The sequence below is a fragment of the Aeromonas sp. ASNIH2 genome (assembly GCF_002934795.1).
GTDB lineage: Bacteria > Pseudomonadota > Gammaproteobacteria > Enterobacterales > Aeromonadaceae > Aeromonas > Aeromonas caviae.
The window spans coordinates 1,774,495-1,792,500 of record NZ_CP026406.1 but is presented as its reverse complement, the minus strand read 5'-3'; the positions used below and the strand labels follow the sequence as shown (position 1 = coordinate 1,792,500).

Annotated in this window: 17 protein-coding genes and 2 rRNA genes (1 of these 19 only partly in view); 11 read left to right on the top strand and 8 right to left on the bottom strand. The window is 58.7% G+C overall.

Annotation, left to right across the window (positions count from 1 at the left end; genetic code table 11):
* From C3F36_RS08360 to C3F36_RS08345, 4 genes are all read left to right on the top strand, one after another.
* Window positions 1-2,026 (top strand): 23S ribosomal RNA (locus tag C3F36_RS08360) (it extends 863 nt beyond the left edge of the window).
* A gap of 121 nt (window positions 2,027-2,147) precedes the next feature.
* Window positions 2,148-2,262: ribosomal RNA gene (gene rrf, locus C3F36_RS08355) — 5S ribosomal RNA — on the top strand.
* Between the two features lie 377 nt (window positions 2,263-2,639).
* Window positions 2,640-2,957 (top strand): PTS system regulator TmaR, encoded by a 318-nt coding sequence (tmaR, locus tag C3F36_RS08350; RefSeq protein WP_010672687.1) that lies wholly within the window; start codon window positions 2,640-2,642, stop codon window positions 2,955-2,957.
* A 213-nt stretch (window positions 2,958-3,170) separates the two neighbouring features.
* Window positions 3,171-6,254: a transglycosylase domain-containing protein gene (locus C3F36_RS08345; RefSeq protein ID WP_104454891.1), complete on the top strand. Its 3,084-nt coding sequence runs from the start codon at window positions 3,171-3,173 to the stop codon at window positions 6,252-6,254.
* Between the two features lie 86 nt (window positions 6,255-6,340).
* Here the strand turns inward: C3F36_RS08345 and yjgA are convergent, their stop codons facing one another.
* Complete coding sequence (yjgA, locus tag C3F36_RS08340) at window positions 6,341-6,865, bottom strand: ribosome biogenesis factor YjgA (RefSeq protein ID WP_324806246.1); 525 nt, start codon at window positions 6,863-6,865, stop codon at window positions 6,341-6,343.
* Between the two features lie 114 nt (window positions 6,866-6,979).
* On the opposite strand from yjgA, the gene pmbA reads away from it, so the two are divergent.
* Window positions 6,980-8,323: a metalloprotease PmbA gene (gene pmbA / locus C3F36_RS08335; protein WP_010672690.1), complete on the top strand. Its 1,344-nt coding sequence runs from the start codon at window positions 6,980-6,982 to the stop codon at window positions 8,321-8,323.
* A 91-nt stretch (window positions 8,324-8,414) separates the two neighbouring features.
* On the opposite strand, the gene murA is transcribed toward pmbA, so the two are convergent.
* Genes murA through mlaF form a run of 7 tightly spaced genes read right to left on the bottom strand, consistent with a single transcriptional unit; the run spans window position 8,415 to window position 12,936 of the window.
* A complete protein-coding gene (murA, locus tag C3F36_RS08330) occupies window positions 8,415-9,671 on the bottom strand; it encodes a UDP-N-acetylglucosamine 1-carboxyvinyltransferase (RefSeq protein WP_039040468.1) in 1,257 nt (418 codons plus the stop codon).
* A 19-nt stretch (window positions 9,672-9,690) separates the two neighbouring features.
* Window positions 9,691-9,948, bottom strand: a complete 258-nt coding sequence (gene ibaG / locus C3F36_RS08325) for a BolA family iron metabolism protein IbaG (protein ID WP_104454889.1) — start codon at window positions 9,946-9,948, stop codon at window positions 9,691-9,693.
* The gene (locus C3F36_RS08320; protein WP_069652284.1) at window positions 9,948-10,220 is read right to left on the bottom strand and encodes an STAS domain-containing protein; all 273 of its coding nucleotides are present in this window, start codon (window positions 10,218-10,220) and stop codon (window positions 9,948-9,950) included. Before C3F36_RS08320 ends, ibaG begins: the two co-directional genes overlap by 1 nt.
* Window positions 10,217-10,849 (bottom strand): phospholipid-binding protein MlaC, encoded by a 633-nt coding sequence (mlaC, locus tag C3F36_RS08315; protein ID WP_039040470.1) that lies wholly within the window; start codon window positions 10,847-10,849, stop codon window positions 10,217-10,219. Before mlaC ends, C3F36_RS08320 begins: the two co-directional genes overlap by 4 nt.
* A 2-nt stretch (window positions 10,850-10,851) precedes the next feature.
* Window positions 10,852-11,349: an outer membrane lipid asymmetry maintenance protein MlaD gene (gene mlaD / locus C3F36_RS08310; protein ID WP_010675879.1), complete on the bottom strand. Its 498-nt coding sequence runs from the start codon at window positions 11,347-11,349 to the stop codon at window positions 10,852-10,854.
* A 7-nt stretch (window positions 11,350-11,356) separates the two neighbouring features.
* The gene (gene mlaE, locus C3F36_RS08305) at window positions 11,357-12,136 is read right to left on the bottom strand and encodes a lipid asymmetry maintenance ABC transporter permease subunit MlaE (protein WP_010675878.1); all 780 of its coding nucleotides are present in this window, start codon (window positions 12,134-12,136) and stop codon (window positions 11,357-11,359) included.
* Window positions 12,136-12,936, bottom strand: a complete 801-nt coding sequence (gene mlaF, locus C3F36_RS08300) for a phospholipid ABC transporter ATP-binding protein MlaF (RefSeq protein ID WP_029314846.1) — start codon at window positions 12,934-12,936, stop codon at window positions 12,136-12,138. Before mlaF ends, mlaE begins: the two co-directional genes overlap by 1 nt.
* Before the next feature lie 206 nt (window positions 12,937-13,142).
* Here mlaF and C3F36_RS08295 point away from each other — a divergent pair, with 206 nt between their 5' ends.
* The 6 genes from C3F36_RS08295 to C3F36_RS08270 all read left to right on the top strand — a co-directional run bounded on the left by C3F36_RS08295 (window position 13,143) and on the right by C3F36_RS08270 (window position 17,997).
* Window positions 13,143-14,138 (top strand): KpsF/GutQ family sugar-phosphate isomerase, encoded by a 996-nt coding sequence (locus tag C3F36_RS08295; protein ID WP_042880205.1) that lies wholly within the window; start codon window positions 13,143-13,145, stop codon window positions 14,136-14,138.
* Window positions 14,138-14,692, top strand: coding sequence for a 3-deoxy-manno-octulosonate-8-phosphatase KdsC (gene kdsC / locus C3F36_RS08290; RefSeq protein WP_104454888.1), 555 nt, complete (start codon window positions 14,138-14,140; stop codon window positions 14,690-14,692). Before C3F36_RS08295 ends, kdsC begins: the two co-directional genes overlap by 1 nt.
* Complete coding sequence (gene lptC / locus C3F36_RS08285; protein WP_104454887.1) at window positions 14,689-15,249, top strand: LPS export ABC transporter periplasmic protein LptC; 561 nt, start codon at window positions 14,689-14,691, stop codon at window positions 15,247-15,249. Before kdsC ends, lptC begins: the two co-directional genes overlap by 4 nt.
* Entirely contained in the window at window positions 15,236-15,754 is a 519-nt protein-coding gene (gene lptA, locus C3F36_RS08280) for a lipopolysaccharide transport periplasmic protein LptA (RefSeq protein WP_010675873.1), read from the top strand. The genes lptC and lptA overlap by 14 nt, the downstream gene beginning before the upstream one ends.
* Window positions 15,755-15,766: 12 nt before the next feature.
* The gene (gene lptB / locus C3F36_RS08275) at window positions 15,767-16,492 is read left to right on the top strand and encodes an LPS export ABC transporter ATP-binding protein (protein ID WP_010675872.1); all 726 of its coding nucleotides are present in this window, start codon (window positions 15,767-15,769) and stop codon (window positions 16,490-16,492) included.
* A gap of 65 nt (window positions 16,493-16,557) precedes the next feature.
* A complete protein-coding gene (locus tag C3F36_RS08270) occupies window positions 16,558-17,997 on the top strand; it encodes an RNA polymerase factor sigma-54 (protein ID WP_041211850.1) in 1,440 nt (479 codons plus the stop codon).
* Window positions 17,998-18,006: the final 9 nt, after the last annotated feature.

Below are 18,006 nucleotides of genomic sequence, written 5' to 3'. Positions count from 1 at the left end.
GCTAGGGGGTCATCCCGACTTACCAACCCCATGCAAACTCCGAATACCAGTAAGTACTATCCGGGAGACACACGGCGGGTGCTAACGTCCGTCGTGAAGAGGGAAACAACCCAGACCGCCGGCTAAGGTCCCAAAGTTCTGGTTAAGTGGGAAACGATGTGGGAAGGCTCAGACAGCTAGGATGTTGGCTTAGAAGCAGCCATCATTTAAAGAAAGCGTAATAGCTCACTAGTCGAGTCGGCCTGCGCGGAAGATGTAACGGGGCTCAAACCAGGCACCGAAGCCGCGGATTCACGCTAAGCGTGAGTGGTAGGGGAGCGTTCTGTAAGTCTGCGAAGGTGTGTCGAGAGGCATGCTGGAGATATCAGAAGTGCGAATGCTGACGTAAGTAACGATAAAGGGGGTGAAAAGCCTCCTCGCCGGAAGACCAAGGGTTCCTGTCCAACGTTAATCGGGGCAGGGTGAGTCGACCCCTAAGGTGAGGCCGAAAGGCGTAATCGATGGGAAGCAGGTTAATATTCCTGCACGACTTGTAATTGCGATGGGGGGACGGAGAAGGCTAGGTGGGCCAGGCGACGGTTGTCCTGGTGAAAGTGCGTAGGTGGTGTTTCTAGGCAAATCCGGAGACACAACACTGAGACACGAGACGAACGCACCACGGTGCGGAAGCCATTGATGCCCTGCTTCCAGGAAAAGCCTCTAAGCTTCAGATTACAAGTCATCGTACCCCAAACCGACACAGGTGGTCGGGTAGAGAATACCAAGGCGCTTGAGAGAACTCGGGTGAAGGAACTAGGCAAAATAGAACCGTAACTTCGGGAGAAGGTTCGCTCTTGATGGTGAAGTCCCTTGCGGATGGAGCTGTCGGGAGTCGCAGTGACCAGATGGCTGGGACTGTTTATCAAAAACACAGCACTCTGCAAACACGAAAGTGGACGTATAGGGTGTGACACCTGCCCGGTGCCGGAAGGTTAATTGATGGGGTTAGCGCAAGCGAAGCTCTTGATCGAAGCCCCGGTAAACGGCGGCCGTAACTATAACGGTCCTAAGGTAGCGAAATTCCTTGTCGGGTAAGTTCCGACCTGCACGAATGGTGTAACCATGGCCATGCTGTCTCCACCCGAGACTCAGTGAAATCGAATTCGCCGTGAAGATGCGGTGTACCCGCGGCTAGACGGAAAGACCCCGTGAACCTTTACTACAGCTTGGCACTGAACATTGAACCTACATGTGTAGGATAGGTGGGAGGCTTTGAAGGCGTGACGCCAGTTGCGCTGGAGCCGTCCTTGAAATACCACCCTTGTATGTTTGATGTTCTAACGCAGGGCCCTGAATCGGGCTCGCGGACAGTGCCTGGTGGGTAGTTTGACTGGGGCGGTCTCCTCCCAAAGAGTAACGGAGGAGCACGAAGGTTGGCTAATCCTGGTCGGACATCAGGAGGTTAGTGCAATGGCATAAGCCAGCTTAACTGCGAGACGGACAGGTCGAGCAGGTACGAAAGTAGGTCATAGTGATCCGGTGGTTCTGAATGGAAGGGCCATCGCTCAACGGATAAAAGGTACTCCGGGGATAACAGGCTGATACCGCCCAAGAGTTCATATCGACGGCGGTGTTTGGCACCTCGATGTCGGCTCATCACATCCTGGGGCTGAAGTCGGTCCCAAGGGTATGGCTGTTCGCCATTTAAAGTGGTACGCGAGCTGGGTTCAGAACGTCGTGAGACAGTTCGGTCCCTATCTGCCGTGGGCGTTGGATGATTGAAGGGAGTTGCTCCTAGTACGAGAGGACCGGAGTGAACGAACCTCTGGTGTTCGGGTTGTCACGCCAGTGGCACTGCCCGGTAGCTAAGTTCGGAATCGATAACCGCTGAAAGCATCTAAGCGGGAAGCGAGCCCTGAGATGAGTCATCCCTGACCCCTTGAGGGTCCTAAAGGGCCGTTGGAGACCACAACGTTGATAGGTGGGGTGTGTAAGCGTAGCGATACGTTGAGCTAACCCATACTAATTACCCGTGAGGCTTAACCATACAACACCCAAGAAGTGTTTCTGGCCTTGTAGCGAATGAGTGAACTACTTACAAATTCAGTGATAATGACAAGCAACTAGCAAAGTCGTTATTCACGTCAGCTTTCTGGATTAAGATTTTGCCTGGCGGCAATAGCGCAGTGGAACCACCTGACCCCATGCCGAACTCAGAAGTGAAACGCTGTAGCGCCGATGGTAGTGTGGCATTCGCCATGCGAGAGTAGGACACTGCCAGGCACCCAATACAAGAAACCCCGCTCACTCGAGCGGGGTTTTTTATTGCCTGAAATTCAGCACTCACTGGAGGGCAAGCGGGCACTATGGTGCTGTTCGTCGTTCACTTGTTGCCTGCCTGTACCGGAAAAAGTTGCGGCTGCTCTGGCCGCATTGAACCCACATGTTGGCTCTCTCCGTTTTCATCATTTTTAGCGTAATAACCCAGTCGGAGCCGTTCTGTCTAAACCCGCCGCCCGCGCTGCGATTGGGGTTGTATCTGAATCATAACTCGGTAGAGTAAGGGGCATTCTGGGTTGGTCCGTGCCATGGTTTCGGTTTCTTTTTCTGGTATGGGACTCTCCGCCTGTTTTCATTCACCTTCACTCAGTGGTACCGATATGGAACAAGTAAACAAGTCAACCTTCAACGATGTGCTGGAATATGTGCGTATGTCCCGTCGTCAGAACAAGCTCAAGCGTGAAATCGCGGACAACGAGAAAAAGATCCGTGACAACCAGAAGCGGGTACTGTTGCTCGACAACCTGAGTGACTATATCAAGCCCGGTATGAGCATTGACGAGGTTCAGGCCATCATCGCCAACATGCGTACCGATTATGAAGAGCGCGTAGATGACCATATCATCAAAAATGCCGAGCTTTCCAAGGAGCGCAAGGAGCTGAGTACCAAGCTGAAGAGTATGAGCACCAGCAAATAATACCGCCCCGCTCTCGTCAACACCGGCCTCTGGCCGGTGTTTCATTTTCATGCCGCAGCTCGGATCTCTTGCCGCGTTGCAACAATCGGCTCCCATTTTCACAATCGCCCTGTTAACATCGCTGCAAAGCGGTCAATAGATTTCAAGCCCTTGACTTGAAACGACTAAGCTTGATTGAAAGACAATAAATTGCGCAACCATGGTGGGGCTGATATGGGCGCATCAAAACAGACGGATTCAAATAAAGTGGCATCTCAGGATTCATCCGTACCTAATACGGACGGGCAACAGCAGCGTAAACGCCGACCCTGGTGGCGCTGGTTGTTCTGTTTTATCTTTTTGCTTTGCCTGGCTGCCGTGATCGCCCTGGTGGGTTATGAAATGAAGACCTCCCGACTGCAGTCACAGGAGATCTCCCGCTATGCGGCCACCCTGACCTATCAGATCGAACCCGGCCCCAGCAAGCAAATTGCCTTCCCCGACGACGGCCCGTTCGACAAGCGACTCGGTTATGTGCTGATGCCCATGATCCAGGAACGTCTCGTTCAGCGTGGCTACCAGGTGAGCGAACAGGTCCGTTTTTCCGATGCGCTCTACAACTACGCCAGCCACGGTTTCTTCGTGCCTTATACCGAGAAGGTCCAGGCAGGATTGACACTCTATGACTGCCGTGCAGAACCTTTCTACCAGTACAAGTATCCGACTCATTACTATCCGGATTTCAATGCCATACCGCCCTTGGTCATCCAGTCTCTGCTGTTTATCGAGAACCGTGAACTCCTGAGCAACAAGGAACCGCTGGCCAACCCGGCCGTAGACTGGCCGCGCTTTGCCAAGGCGGCGCTGTCTCAGGTGGGCAAGGCGCTGGATATGCAGGATCAATCTGCTGGCGGTAGCACCCTGGCGACCCAGGTGGAGAAGTATCGTCATTCTCCCGATGGACTGACCGTTTCGCCGACCGAGAAGATCCGCCAGATGGTCTCGGCCAGCGTTCGTGCCTATCGGCTGGGGCCCGAGACCCTGGAGGCCCGCAAGCTGGTTGCCTGGGCCTACCTCAACTCGGTCCCGCTCTCTGCGGCGCCCGGTTATGGCGAGGTGCACGGTCTCGGTGATGGCCTCTGGGTCTGGTTTGGCGCCAATGTCGATGAGGTGAATCGACTGCTGGATCCCGCTCGCAACCAGGATTCTACCCTGGCCGAGCAGGGCCTTGCCTTGCGCCAGGTTGTCTCCCTGATGATCGCCCACCGCCGTCCTTCCTATTACCTGGCGCAGGGTAGAGAAGCACTGTCTACCCTGACAGACAGCTATCTGCGACTCTTCGTGCAGGAGGGAATGATCACGCCCCCCCTGATGGAGTCGGCTCTCAAGGCCAAGCTGGTCTTCCGCGATTTCCTGCAGGCACCTGCCATCACTCGAGTCAACAACAACAAGGGGCTGCAGGTGGCTCGCACTCGTCTCAGTCGTCAGCTCGGGGTGCAGCTTTATGATCTGGACCGCATGGATCTGACGGCCAACACCACCCTCAACATGCCGCTGCAGAACGAGGTGTCACGGTATCTGCAGCAACTGGCAGACCCTGCATTCGCAGCCCAGGTGGGCCTGTTTGGTGAGCGCCTGCTCTCGCCGGAGAAGACGGGTGATGTGAAGTACAGCTTTACCCTGTTCGAGAAGACGCCGGAAGGGGTCAAGGTGAGGGTGCAGACCGACAACACGGACCAGCCGTTCGACATCAATGAGGGCAGCAAGCTTGAACTGGGATCCACCGCCAAGTTGCGGGTGCTGACGACCTATCTCGAGATTGTCACCGAGTTGCATGACAGCTACGGCAACATGCCGGTGGAGAGCCTGCGAAAGATCGAAGTGTCCGATCAGGACAACATCAGCCGCTGGGCCATCGCCTATCTGATGAGTACCAAGGACAGAAGCCTGCCGGTGATGCTGGAGGCCGCGCTGGACCGCAAGTATTCAGCAAGCCCCTATGAAGGCTTCTTTACCGGTGGTGGCATGCACACCTTCAACAACTTCCGCAAGGAAGACAACGGCCGCATCCCGCCTATTCGTGATGCGCTGCGGGAATCCATCAACCTGCCCTTCGTGCGCTTGATGCGGGACATCGTCCGCTACAGCCTCTACAAGGAGGGCAATCGTGCCCAGTTGCTGAAAGATGACAGGGATCCGCGCCGTACCGAGTACCTGGCCAAGTTTGCCGACAAAGAGGGCCAGACCTATCTGCTGAGGTTCTGGCGTAAATATCGTGGCAAAAGTGCAGAAGAGCAGCTCGATACCTTCCTCGATGGTCTCAAACCCAGCGCGGTGCGTCTCGCCGCGGTGCATCGCTATCTGATGCCGGAAGCCTCCCAGGCCGACTTTGCCGCTTTCCTGGCCAAGCGCCTGCCGCGGGAGAAATTGACCGAGAAGCGCATAGAGCAGCTCTATACCAATTACGGCCCCGGCAAATATTCTCTGCCGGATCAAGGTTATATCGCACGGGTGCATCCACTCGAGCTGTGGTTGCTTGCCTATCTCAAGGAGTTTGACAAGGCCACCTTTACCGATGCGGTAACCGCCAGCCGTGACGAGCGTCAGGAGGTCTACAGCTGGCTGTTCAAGACCCGTCATCGCAGTGCCCGGGATAGCCGGATCCGCACCATGCTGGAGGTTGAGGCCTTCCTCGACATCCATCAGCGCTGGGCTCGCCTGGGCTACCCGTTCGATCACCTGGTTCCGTCCCTGGCGACCGCACTGGGCAGCTCGGGCGATCGTCCTGCAGCGTTGGCCGAGCTGATGGGGATCATCCAGAACGGCGGCATTCGTGCACCGACTTTGCGCATCGAGCACCTCTCCTTTGCCAAGGGGACCCCCTTCGCCACCGTCTTTGAGCCGGCGAACACCCAGGGGGAGCGGGTGATGCCTGCCGAGGTGGCCAACGCTTTGCGCAATGCACTCTCCAAGGTGGTGGAAGGGGGGACGGCGCGGCGTATCGCCGGGGCCTTCGCCTTGCAGGATGGTACTGTCCTGGCCCTGGGGGGCAAGACGGGGACCGGGGACAACCGGATCGAGACGGTTGGTCGCTACGGCAATGTGACCAGTTCACTGGCTCGCAACCGGACTGCGACTTTCGTCTTCTACATCGGGGATGATCACTTCGGCACGCTGACGGCCTATGTACCCGGCAGCCAGTCCGACAAGTTCCGCTTCACGTCGGCGCTGCCTGTACAGGTGCTCAAGGGGATGGCCCCCCTGCTGGTACCCTATCTGCAACCCGCTACTCACACCCAGTGCATGGCGGGCAGCTGAGCGGACATCGCATGAAAAAACGGGGCCATTTCGGCCCCGTTTGATTGTGTACTGCACGCCGCCATGAGGTGGACGTGAGTCATCACTTACAACAGATCTTCAATTTCACCGCGCAGGTACTGGTACATCTCGCGATAGGCTACCGGCGGCTTGTTCAGCTCCCGCTCCTTGTTGGTGGTGCGGATCAGCTGACGCAGCTTCTGGCGATCCAGCTCGTGGAACTGGGACATCAGCTCGTTGAGGGCGCTGTCGCCTTCGGTGATCAGCCGCTCGCGCCACTGTTCGAGGCGGTGCAGGCGGGCGTTCACGGTGGAGTGACGCATCTTGATGATGGAGAGGGCCTCTTCGATGGGGGCGACATCGCGGCTACGCATCAGACGGCCGATGAACTGGAGATGGCGGCGGAAGGACTCATCCTTCTTCGGCTTGAGCTTGCGGCCCAGCTCGACCGCTTCGGCAAGCTCTTCATCCAGGGGGATCTTCTCCAGCTCGCTGTGACTTAGGGAGACGATCTCTTCCCCCATCTTCTGCAAGGCCTCGGCATCACGCTTGAGCTGGCTCTTGCTGGGGCCCCAGTCTTCCCACTCGTTGTCGTCTTGATATTGACTCATCGGTCTCTGTATTCCTGTCATTCACGTTTGGCGGATATGTTACCAGCTTCTCCCGCTGGGCGCAGGGGTCTGATATGCTTAGCCCCTTTCCTTCCCTTCATACAGATGTGAGTTATGGACCAGCAAGATCAAATCCGCCAGGATCAATCCCATCTCGAGGCCGTGGTCGCCGAGGCCCTTGAGATAGCGAAAGGGCTGGGCGCGGGGCTTGCCGAAGTCTCCATCAGCAAACAGACCGGCCTCTCGGTGAACACCCGGGGCTGCGAGCTGGAAAGCATCGAATTCAACAAGGATGGCGCACTCGGCATCGCCGTCTATCGCGACGGATGCAAGGGTTCCTCCTCCACCACGGATCTGACCAAGCCGGCCATTCGCGCCGCCGTGGAAGCGGCCATGGAGATCGCCCGCCACACCTCTCCCGATGACTGCGCCGGTCTTGCGGATGCGGATCTGCTGGCCTGGGATGCCCCGGACCTGCAACTGTGCCACCAAATCGAGCTGGATCCCCAGCGTGGCATCGCGCTGGCCATCGAGTGCGAGCGGCTGGCCCTGGGGCGGGATGCCCGCATCAAGCACTCTGACGGAGCCAGTTTCTCCAGCCACCTGGGCGTCAAGGTCTATGGCAACAGCCACGGCTTCGTCAAAGGCTATGCAGCGTCCCGCAACTCCCTGAGCTGCGTACTGATCGGCGAGCAGGATGGCGACATGCAGCGCGACTACGGCTACTCCTCCAGCCGCTCCCTGGACGGGCTGTGGAGCCCCCAGCGCATCGCTGACGAGGCGGTGGAGCGTACTGTTTCCCGCCTGGGGGCTCGCAAGATCAGCACCCGCCATGCCCCTGTGCTGTTCCACCCCGATACCGCTGCCGGTCTGTGGGGCCATCTGGTGATGGCAATCAGCGGGGGCAACCTCTATCGCAAGTCGAGCTTCCTGCTGGACAAACTGGGCAAGCAGATCCTGCCCGAGTGGCTCACCATCCAGGAGTTCCCCCACTTGCCGGGAGGACTTGCCAGCACCCCGTTCGACGGGGAAGGGGTTCGCACCCGCGACATGGACATCATCCGCAACGGCGAGCTGATGAGCTGGCTGCTCACCTCCTACTCCGCCCGCAAACTGGGCCTGACCACCACGGGCCATGCCGGGGGTATCCATAACTGGCAGGTTTCCAATACCGGCCAGGACTTCCAGGGCATGCTCAAGGAGATGGGTACCGGGCTGCTGGTGACCGAGCTGATGGGGCAGGGGGTCAACATCGTCAATGGTGATTACTCCCGCGGCGCAGCCGGTTTCTGGGTTGAAAATGGCGAGATCCTCTATCCTGTGGAGGAGATCACCATTGCAGGCAATCTGGCCGACATGTTCAGCCATATCGTGGCGGTGGGCAGTGATGAGGATGAGCGTTCCAGCCTCAAGACCGGCTCCGTGCTGGTCGAGCAGATGAAACTGGCGGGGCACTGATCCCCTCCGTCCGATCTGGTACACGGCCATGAAAAAGGCCCCCTCGCTTTGCGAGGGGGCCTTTTTATCGTCGGCTCATGGTGAAGCCAGCTTATTCCTTGATGCGCTCGATGCGACCACCCAGGCCTTGCAGCTTGTGCTCGATGTCTTCGTAGCCACGGTCGATGTGATAGATGCGATCGACGATGGTGGCCCCTTCGGCCACGAAGCCGGCCAGCACCAGGCTGGCGGAGGCGCGCAGATCGGTCGCCATCACCTGGGCACCTTTGAGCTGCTGGGTGTCGCGGCAGATGGCCACATTGCCCTGCAGTTCGATGTCGGCACCCATCCGTACCAGCTCGGGCACGTGCATGAAGCGGTTCTCGAAGATGGTCTCGGTGACCATGCCGGTGCCCTGGGCGACCGCGTTCAGCACGGTGAACTGTGCCTGCATGTCGGTCGGGAACGCCGGGTAGGGGGCTGTCTTGATGGTGACAGGTTTCAGGGTACGACCTGTCATGTCGAGGGTGATCCAGTCGTCACCCTTTTCAATCAGGGCGCCAGCCTCTTCCAGTTTGACCAGTACGGCTTCCAGTAGGCTGGGGTCGGTGTTGCGGCAGGTGATCTTGCCACCGGTCACGGCGGCGCCCACCAGGAAGGTGCCGGTCTCGATGCGATCGGGCTGCACGCTGTAGCTGCCACCGTGCAGACGTTCTACGCCGTCGATGGTCAGGGTATCGGTGCCCGCGCCCTGGATCTTGGCGCCCAGCGCGTTGAGGAAGTTGGCCAGATCGACCACCTCGGGCTCACGGGCGGCGTTTTCGATCACGGTGCGACCGTCAGCCAGGGTGGCGGCCATCATCAGGTTCTCGGTACCGGTCACGGAAACCATGTCCATCAGGATGTGGGCACCTTTCAGGCGGCCGTCGACGCGGGCTTTGATGTAGCCCTCTTCGATGACGATCTTCGCGCCCATCAGCTCCAGGCCGTGGACATGCAGGTTGACCGGGCGGGCACCGATGGCACAGCCGCCGGGCAGGGAGACGTCTGCTGCACCGAAGCGGGCTGCCAGCGGGCCCAGGGCCAGGATGGAGGCTCGCATGGTCTTCACCAGCTCGTAGGGGGCGACATGATTGTTTACCGCACCGGTCAGCACGGTCACGTTGCCGTTGACCTTGGTGGTGGCGCCCAGCATCTCCAGCAGCTTGAGGGTGGTACCCACGTCTTTCAGGCGCGGTACGTTGGAGAGTTGAACCTCTTCATCACACAGCAGGGTGGCAAACAGGATGGGCAGGGCGGCATTCTTGGCGCCGGAGATGGTCACTTCACCGGAGAGGGTGCAGGGGCCGGTGATCTTGAATTTGTCCATGGTTTACTTCTTTACCAAATCAGGAGGGCAGCTGGAATTTACGCTCGCGTTTCCACTCGGCGTCGGTATAGGCCTTGATGGAGAGAGCGTGGATCTCGTTGGTGGCGATCTTGTCCATCAGCGGGGCATAGATGGCCTGTTGTTTCTTGATCCGGCTCATGCCGTCAAACATGTCGCCGACGGCGATCACCTGGTAGTGACTGCCATCCCCTTTGACATGGACTTCGGACAATGGCAAAGCCTCGAGGAGTATCGCTTCAATTTCAGAGACTTGCATTATGAGTCCTCAGTTGTGAGCGGGGTTGAATGAAAGAGGCTGGCCACACCGTAGAGGTTGGCCAGCGTATGGAAATCGTTGGAGGCACCCACCAGTGTCGGAGTAGCACCCCGTGCCAGTGCCGCCTTGGCCCACTTGACCAGCAGGGCAAGGCCGGCGGAATCCAGGGTAGTGACGGCACCGAGTTCGAGCCGATCGTTCTGCCACCAGTCGGCGCGGCGTTGCCACAGATCGTTGACCTGCGGGGCCTGCAAGTCACCGCTCAGGATCATGACTTGATCACCAGCGGCTTGGCGTTGTGTTCACGCAGCTGGGCGATCACCGCATCGATGCCGTTCTGGCGAATGAGGCCGCCCAGCTCGTTCTGCTTGGCGGAGAGCAGGCTGATCCCTTCGGCAACCATGTCGAAGGCTTTCCACTCGCCGGTCTTGTTGTTCTTGCGCAGCTTGAACTCGAGGAAGATGTCCGGCTTGCCGGCCTCTTTCACGCTGACGTTGACGGCGGTGATGTTGCTCTCGGCGGCTTTACCGGGCTGGACCTTGACGGTCTGCTTGTCAAAGTGTGCCAGGGCGTCGGCGTAGGAGCTCACCATGTACTCGGTGAAGACGTCCACAAAGGCGTCACGCTGGGCAGGGGTTGTCTGTTTGATCTGGTTGCCGAGCACCTTGTAGGCGGCGAAGCGGTTGTCCACGTAGGGCAGCAGCTCCTCGCGGATGATAACGCGCAGGTGATCGGGGTTGCTCTTCACCTGGGCCTGATCGGCTTTCAGGCGGGCAAAGGTCTGCTGGGCGGCCTGATCCACGAGGGCATAGGGGTCCGAAGTATTGACATCCGCACGGGCGACGAGGGAGAACAGCATGCTGGTCATCAGACCCAGCATCAGGGCGATCTTCTTGAACATGGTTACTCCTTGGTTGCGGGTGTGTTGGCCGGGGAGGACTGGCTATAGAGGAACTTGCCAATCAGATCTTCCAGCACGATGGCGGACTTGGTGTCTTCGATCATGTCGCCATCCTTGAGCATGCTGGTGCCCATCTCCTCATCGCTGAACCCCGGTGCCAAACCGATGTACTGCTCACCGAGCAGGCCAGAAGTCAGGATGGAGAGGGTGCTGGTCTCGGAAAACTCGCCGGCACTCTTCTGCATCTGCAGGGAAACGATGGGGACCTGGCTTTTGGGATCCAGGGTGATGTCGCTGACACGACCGACGACGACGCCGCCGACCTTGACCGGCGAGCGCACTTTCAGGCCGCCGATATTATCGAAATGGGCGCGCAGGGTATAGGTTTCTCCTTCCGGTTTGAAACTCAATCCCGCCACTTGCAGTGCCAATGCCAGAATGGCCGCGATGCCAGCCAGCATGAAGGCGCCAACCAGAAATTCTACTTTGCTGAACTTCATCTTTCCCTTATCCAAACATGACTGCGGTGAGTATAAAATCCAGACCGAGCACGGCCAGGGATGAGTGAACCACGGTACGGGTCGTCGCCTGACTGATCCCGGCCGAGGTCGGTTTGGCATCATAGCCGTTGAAGAGCGCTATCCAGGTCACCACCAGGGCGAAGATCAGGCTCTTGATGGCGCCCTGCATGATGTCGTCCTGCCAGTCGACGGAGGCCTGCATGGCGGACCAGAAACTGCCTTCGTCCACCCCCAGCCAGTCGACACCAACCAGCTTGCCGCCAAAGATGCCGATCAGGCTGAACATGAAGGCCAGCAGCGGCATGCTGATGACCCCGGCCCAGAAGCGGGGCGCCACGACCCGACGCAGCGGATCGACCGCCATCATCTCCAGGCTGGAGAGCTGCTCGGTGGCCTTCATCAGGCCGATCTCGGCGGTGAGGGCGGAGCCCGCACGACCGGCGAACAGCAGGGCGGTGACCACAGGGCCCAGCTCACGGAGCAGGGAGAGGGAAACCAGAGGCCCCAGGCTCTGCTCTGCGCCGAAATCCTTCAATACGTTGTAACCCTGCAGGGAGAGCACCATGCCGATGAAGAGGCCGGACACCAGTATGATGGCGACGGATTGCACTCCCACCACATATAGTTGCTGCACCAGCAGCGGGAAATGCTTGCGTGGCTGGGGCCGTCCTGCCAGTGCATGAAACAGCATGATGGTTGCCCGGCCGACGGCGTTGATGAAACGCACACCGCTGCGGCCCAGCTTGCTTATCTGACTTGTCAACATCACAGATCCTGTAGCAGGTCACCTGCCGGAAAATGAAACGGAACAGGACCGTCGGGCAATCCCTTGAGGAACTGCTCGACTTCGGGATTGTGCTCCTCGCGCAGCTGCTCCGGTGTGCCGTGTGCCACTACCTTGCGGTTGGCGATGATGTAGGCGTAGTCGGCGATGCTCAGCACCTCCTTCACGTCGTGGGTGACGATGACGGAGGTGATGCCGAGGGCATCGTTGAGCTCCTTGATGAGCTTCACCAGCACCGCCATGGTGATGGGGTCCTGCCCCACGAAGGGCTCGTCATACATGATGAGATCCGGATCCAGCGCGATGGATCTCGCCAGGGCCGCGCGACGCGCCATGCCACCGGAGAGCTCGGACGGCATCAGCTTGGCCGCCCCGCGCAGACCGACAGCCTGCAGTTTCATCATGACGATGGTGCGGATCAGCTCTTCCGGCAGGCCGGAGTGCTCCCGCAGCGGGAAGGCCACGTTGTCGAAGACGGTCATGCCGGTGAACAATGCGCCACTCTGGAACAGCATGCTCATCCGTTTCCGCACTTCATACAGGCGTGAACGGGAGAGCGTGGGAACGTCTTCCCCGTCAAACAGGATGTGACCGGACTCAGGCTTGAGCTGGCCCCCGATCAGGCGCAGCAAGGTGGTCTTGCCGATCCCGCTCGGACCCATGACGGCGGTGACCTTGCCACGGGGAATGGTCAGGTTGATCCTGTCGTACAGCAGCCGATCCCCGTGACTGAAGGTCAGGTCGGAGATGGTGATCAGGTCATCGTTCAAACAATTGTCCATCCGGTATAAATGAAGAGCGAATTTTATGGGCTAGTCTAGGTCTAAGCAACAGCGAGGAACAACTATTGAGCGGGTTTCCCCCCCAAGTACGCGACAGTTTTATGTAACAACCTGCGTCAATGACCGCCCATTCCGCATCCGATTCGCTTATCTCGGCAGACTTTTTTATAATCCCGCAGCAAATTTCGGCCCGGAGCTGTGCCTTTATGTCTGTAAAGCCTGAAAAAGTGTCTGAATTGTTCGATTTCCGTCGCAGCGCCCGAGCGGTGCTGGACATAGAAAAACAAGCCATTGATGGACTCTACCAGTACCTTGACGAGGCGTTCGAGCGCGCCTGCGAGATGGTGCTGCGCTGTGGCGGCAAGATAGTGGTGACCGGCATGGGCAAGTCGGGTCATATCGGCAACAAGATTGCCGCGACCCTGGCCAGCACGGGGACGCCCGCCTTTTTCCTGCACCCGGGCGAGGCCAGCCACGGGGATCTCGGCATGATCTCAGCCGGGGATCTCATCATCGCCATTTCCAACTCCGGCGAGAGCGACGAGATCCTGGCCCTGCTGCCGGTGCTCAAGCGCCGCGGCATTCCACTCATCTGCATGACAGGCAATCCGGCTTCCACCATGGCGAAAGAGGCCAACGTGCACCTGTGCATCAAGGTGGAGAAAGAGGCCTGCCCCCTCGGTCTGGCCCCGACATCCAGCACTACCGCTACCCTGGTGATGGGGGACGCGCTGGCCGTGGCCCTGCTGGAGGCCCGTGGCTTCACCGCCGATGACTTTGCGCTGTCGCATCCGGGCGGGTCCCTCGGCAAGCGGTTGCTGCTGCGAGTGGGCGATCTGATGCACGGCGGCGAGTTGTTGCCCAAGGTGGGGATAGATGCCACCATCAGCCAGGCGCTGCTGGAAGTGAGTCGCAAGGGGCTCGGCATGACGGCGGTGGTGGACGATCAAGGGCTGCTTGCCGGTCTGTTCACCGATGGTGACCTGCGCCGCATTCTGGACCTGCAGGTGGACATCCATCACACCCCCATCAGCCGCGTCATGACGGTGAACTGTGTTACCGTAGGGCCTGAGATGATGGCGGCCGAGGCCGTCAAGCTGATGGAAACCAGGAAAATCAACGGGTTGTTGGTCGTGGATGGGGAGAGACACCCGCTGGGTGCCTTCAACATGCATGACCTGCTGAAAGCCGGAGTAATTTGATGCAAGACGTACCGACCCTCTATGGTCCGGTGACGCGCAGCCAGTACGAGAAGGCGGCGCAGATCCGCCTGCTGGTGTGCGATGTGGATGGGGTGCTCTCCAACGGCCTCATCTATATGGGCAATAACGGCGAAGAGCTGAAGACTTTCTGCACCCGTGACGGTGCCGGCATGCGTGCCCTGCTCAATGCGGGCATCGAGATTGCCATCATCACGGGGCGAACCTCCCGCATCGTCAGCGATCGCATGAAGAGTCTGGGAGTCCAGCATCTGGTGCAGGGGGCAGACAAAAAGCTGCCCCACTTCGAGGCCTTGCTGACCAAGCTCGGGCTGGATGCATCGCAAGCCGCCTATATGGGAGATGACACCATCGATTTGCCGGTGATGCAGGCTTGCGGCCTGGGTATCGCCGTTGCCGACGCCCATCCGCTTGTGCTGACGAAGGCGGATCTGGTGACGCGGCTTGGCGGTGGCGTCGGGGCCGTGCGCGAGGTGTGCGACCTGATCTTGCAGGCCCAGGGATTGGCTGACTATCAACCCGAGGCGTCGCGATGAGCAAACAGACTGTGCTGTTCGGCCTGCTGTTTCTGGCAACGCTGGCGGCCTGGCAGCTGGGGGAGATCGAGCTGGTCCCCGAGCCGACCACCAAGACGGAAAATTTTCAACCGGACTTCACCGCCAGAGAGTTGGTGACGACCCGTTTCAACGAGCAGGGCAAGCGCACCGAGCGGCTGGAATCCGAATATGCGGAGTACTACCAGGTGCTCGAGCAGGCCACTTTCACCAAGCCGGTGGTCTACATGTTCGATGACAAGGGCGCGGCCGAATGGAAGCTGACGGCCGAAACCGGGGTGCTCAACACCGATGACAATGTGATCCTCCGTGACAAGGTACATCTGGACGGTCTGCTGCCCGCTTCCTTCATCTCCACGCTGGATACCTCCTATCTGGAGCTGGATCTGGTGACGCAGGGGATGAGAAGCAACCAGCACATCAGCATTGTGGGCCAGGAGTTCCAGACCGAGGGCGTTGGCCTCAAGGGTCACCTGGAACGTAAATATTTCGAGTTACTGGATAAAGGCCATGCCACTTATTTCAATGAAAAACGTTAATCTGGCCCTCACGGCCCTGTTGCTGTGCGGTTCCCTGAATGCCAAAGAGTCCGACTTTGCCGAGAAGGTCTATGTGGATGCGGTCAAGCAGGTGGCCGAGATGCAGGACAACCGCATCACCTTCAGCGAGGATGTCATCATCACCCAGGGCACTATCAAGATTAAGGCCGACAAGGTGGTGGTGATCCGCTCCGGCGACAAGGGCGCCGAGGTCATGACCGCGTATGGCAACCCAGCCACCTTCTTCCAGGTGCTGGACAACGGCAAACCGGTCAATGCCCATGGCAACAGCATCCGCTACGAGCTTAAGAACCGGTTGGTGACCATCACCGGCAATGGCCAGCTCAAGCAGGAAGACAGCCAGGTGACCGGCGATCTCATTCGCTACGACATCGTCAAGCAGAAGATGATTGCCGAGAGCAAGGGGCCCACCCAGCGCGTCAAGACGGTGTTCCTGCCGGATCAGGTGGAGAACTTTGACAAACCCGCCGATCAGAAGAAGTAGGAAACAACAGCCATGGCAGTGTTAAAAGCAACGGGTCTGCAAAAGAGCTACAAGCGCCGCATGGTGGTCAGCGATGTGAGCCTGGAGGTGGGAACGGGCCAGATCGTGGGCCTGCTCGGCCCGAACGGCGCGGGCAAGACGACCTCCTTCTACATGATCGTGGGCCTGGTGCAGCGGGATGCCGGCCTCATCACCATCGACGAGCAGGACATCAGCCTGCAGCCCATGCATATCCGTGCCCGCAATGGCATCGGCTATCTGCCCCAGGAGGCCTCCATCTTCCGGCGCCTGTCGGTGTTCGACAACTTGATGGGGGTCATGCAGACCCGCAAGGGGTTGAGCCGCGAAGAGCGGGAGGATAAGGTCGAACAGTTGCTGGAAGAGTTCAATATCACCCATATCCGTGACAGCCTGGGCCAGAGCCTCTCGGGTGGGGAGCGGCGCCGGGTGGAAATCGCCCGGGCGCTGGCGGCAGAGCCGAGATTCATTCTGCTCGATGAGCCTTTCGCAGGTGTTGATCCTATTTCAGTCATCGATATCAAAAAGATCATCCAGCATCTGAAAGAACGCGGGTTGGGTGTGCTGATTACGGACCACAACGTCAGAGAGACGCTGGATGTGTGCGAGAAGGCCTACATCGTCAGCCACGGCAAGATGATTGCCGAGGGCGCACCGGCCGATATCCTCGCCGATGAGCAGGTCAAGCGCGTCTATTTGGGCGATCAATTCAGTCTATAGTAAGGGGGCACCCCTCATTTTTGTTAGGTGACTGCCTCGCTGAACATAAGGATATCCCGACGTAGATGAAGCCGACATTACAGTTGCGTCTCGGTCAGTCCCTGACCATGACGCCACAATTACAACAAGCGATTCGTCTGCTCCAGCTCTCCACCCTGGAACTCCAGCAGGAAATTCAGCAAGCGCTCGACAACAACCCCTTGCTGGAGCAAGAGGAGAACGAGGCGCAGGAAACCAGTCAGGCAGAGACACAGGACGCCAGTCAACTCGACTCCAGCGATGCCATGGCCCAGGAGAGCATGCCGGATGAACTGCCGGTGGACACCACCTGGGACGAGGTCTACTCGGCCGGTACGGCCCAGAGCGCAGGTCCCATCCATGACGGGGAAGACAGCGTCTATCAGGGGGAGACCACCGAGAACCTGCAGGACTACCTGCTGTGGCAGATGCGGCTCACCCCGTTCAGTGATGTGGATGCTGCCATCGCCCTTGCCATCATCGATGCCATCGACGAATCCGGGTATCTGACTGCCACCCTCGAGGATATTCAGGCTGCAGTCAGCAGCGAGGAGGTAGAAGTCGAACTGGATGAGATCGAAGCCGTGCTCAAGCGGGTGCAGCATTTCGATCCGGTCGGCATCGCCGCCCGTTCGGTGCAAGAGTGTCTGCTGATCCAGCTCGGCCAGTATTCGCCAGACCTGCCCTGGCTCGATGAAGCCAGAGAGGTGATCCGCGAACACATGGACCTGCTCGGCAATCGCGACTACCGCACCCTGGCTCGCAAGACCCGCCTCAAGGAGAGCGATCTCAAGGAGGTGCTGGATCTCATCCAGCAACTGGAGCCCAGACCCGGCAACGGTATCATCCAGAGTGAATCCCAGTACGTGATCCCGGATGTGTCCGTGGTCAAGAAGGGCAGCAAGTGGGTGGTTGAACTCAATCCGGACTCTGCTCCGCGCATCCGTGTCAACGAGGCCTATGCGGCCATGGCGCGCAATGCCCGCAGCAGCACGGATACCCAGTTCATCCGTTCTCATTTGCAGGAGGCCAAGTGGTTCATCAAGAGCCTGGAGAGTCGTAACGACACCCTGCTCAAGGTGGCCAGCTGCATCGTCGAGCAGCAGCAGGGCTTTTTCGAGTACGGCGAAGAGGCCATGAAACCCATGGTACTCAACGACATCGCGGAAGCGGTGGAGATGCATGAGTCGACCATTTCACGGGTCACGACCCAGAAGTACATGCATACGCCCCGCGGCATTTTTGAACTGAAGTTTTTTTTCTCCAGTCACGTCAATACGGAGGGAGGAGGAGAGTGCTCATCGACCGCTATTCGCGCCCTGATCAAGAAGCTGGTGACGGCGGAAAACCCCGCCAAGCCGCTTAGTGATAGCAAGATCGCGGATTTGCTGGCCGAACAGGGTATTATGGTGGCGAGACGCACGATCGCAAAGTACCGTGAATCCTTGTTGATCCCGCCATCCAATCAGCGCAAACGCCTGGTTTAGGCAAACAAA

What these genes read in the sequence shown, in the direction of transcription:
- tmaR (WP_010672687.1), top strand. Translation starts at nt 2,640, where the DNA reads ATGGAACAAGTAAACAAGTCAACCTTCAACGATGTGCTGGAATATGTG.
- C3F36_RS08345 (WP_104454891.1), top strand. Translation starts at nt 3,171, where the DNA reads ATGGGCGCATCAAAACAGACGGATTCAAATAAAGTGGCATCTCAGGAT.
- yjgA (WP_324806246.1), bottom strand. Translation starts at nt 6,865, where the DNA reads ATGAGTCAATATCAAGACGACAACGAGTGGGAAGACTGGGGCCCCAGC.
- pmbA (WP_010672690.1), top strand. Translation starts at nt 6,980, where the DNA reads ATGGACCAGCAAGATCAAATCCGCCAGGATCAATCCCATCTCGAGGCC.
- murA (WP_039040468.1), bottom strand. Translation starts at nt 9,671, where the DNA reads ATGGACAAATTCAAGATCACCGGCCCCTGCACCCTCTCCGGTGAAGTG.
- ibaG (WP_104454889.1), bottom strand. Translation starts at nt 9,948, where the DNA reads ATGCAAGTCTCTGAAATTGAAGCGATACTCCTCGAGGCTTTGCCATTG.
- C3F36_RS08320 (WP_069652284.1), bottom strand. Translation starts at nt 10,220, where the DNA reads ATGATCCTGAGCGGTGACTTGCAGGCCCCGCAGGTCAACGATCTGTGG.
- mlaC (WP_039040470.1), bottom strand. Translation starts at nt 10,849, where the DNA reads ATGTTCAAGAAGATCGCCCTGATGCTGGGTCTGATGACCAGCATGCTG.
- mlaD (WP_010675879.1), bottom strand. Translation starts at nt 11,349, where the DNA reads ATGAAGTTCAGCAAAGTAGAATTTCTGGTTGGCGCCTTCATGCTGGCT.
- mlaE (WP_010675878.1), bottom strand. Translation starts at nt 12,136, where the DNA reads ATGTTGACAAGTCAGATAAGCAAGCTGGGCCGCAGCGGTGTGCGTTTC.
- mlaF (WP_029314846.1), bottom strand. Translation starts at nt 12,936, where the DNA reads ATGGACAATTGTTTGAACGATGACCTGATCACCATCTCCGACCTGACC.
- C3F36_RS08295 (WP_042880205.1), top strand. Translation starts at nt 13,143, where the DNA reads ATGTCTGTAAAGCCTGAAAAAGTGTCTGAATTGTTCGATTTCCGTCGC.
- kdsC (WP_104454888.1), top strand. Translation starts at nt 14,138, where the DNA reads ATGCAAGACGTACCGACCCTCTATGGTCCGGTGACGCGCAGCCAGTAC.
- lptC (WP_104454887.1), top strand. Translation starts at nt 14,689, where the DNA reads ATGAGCAAACAGACTGTGCTGTTCGGCCTGCTGTTTCTGGCAACGCTG.
- lptA (WP_010675873.1), top strand. Translation starts at nt 15,236, where the DNA reads ATGAAAAACGTTAATCTGGCCCTCACGGCCCTGTTGCTGTGCGGTTCC.
- lptB (WP_010675872.1), top strand. Translation starts at nt 15,767, where the DNA reads ATGGCAGTGTTAAAAGCAACGGGTCTGCAAAAGAGCTACAAGCGCCGC.
- C3F36_RS08270 (WP_041211850.1), top strand. Translation starts at nt 16,558, where the DNA reads ATGAAGCCGACATTACAGTTGCGTCTCGGTCAGTCCCTGACCATGACG.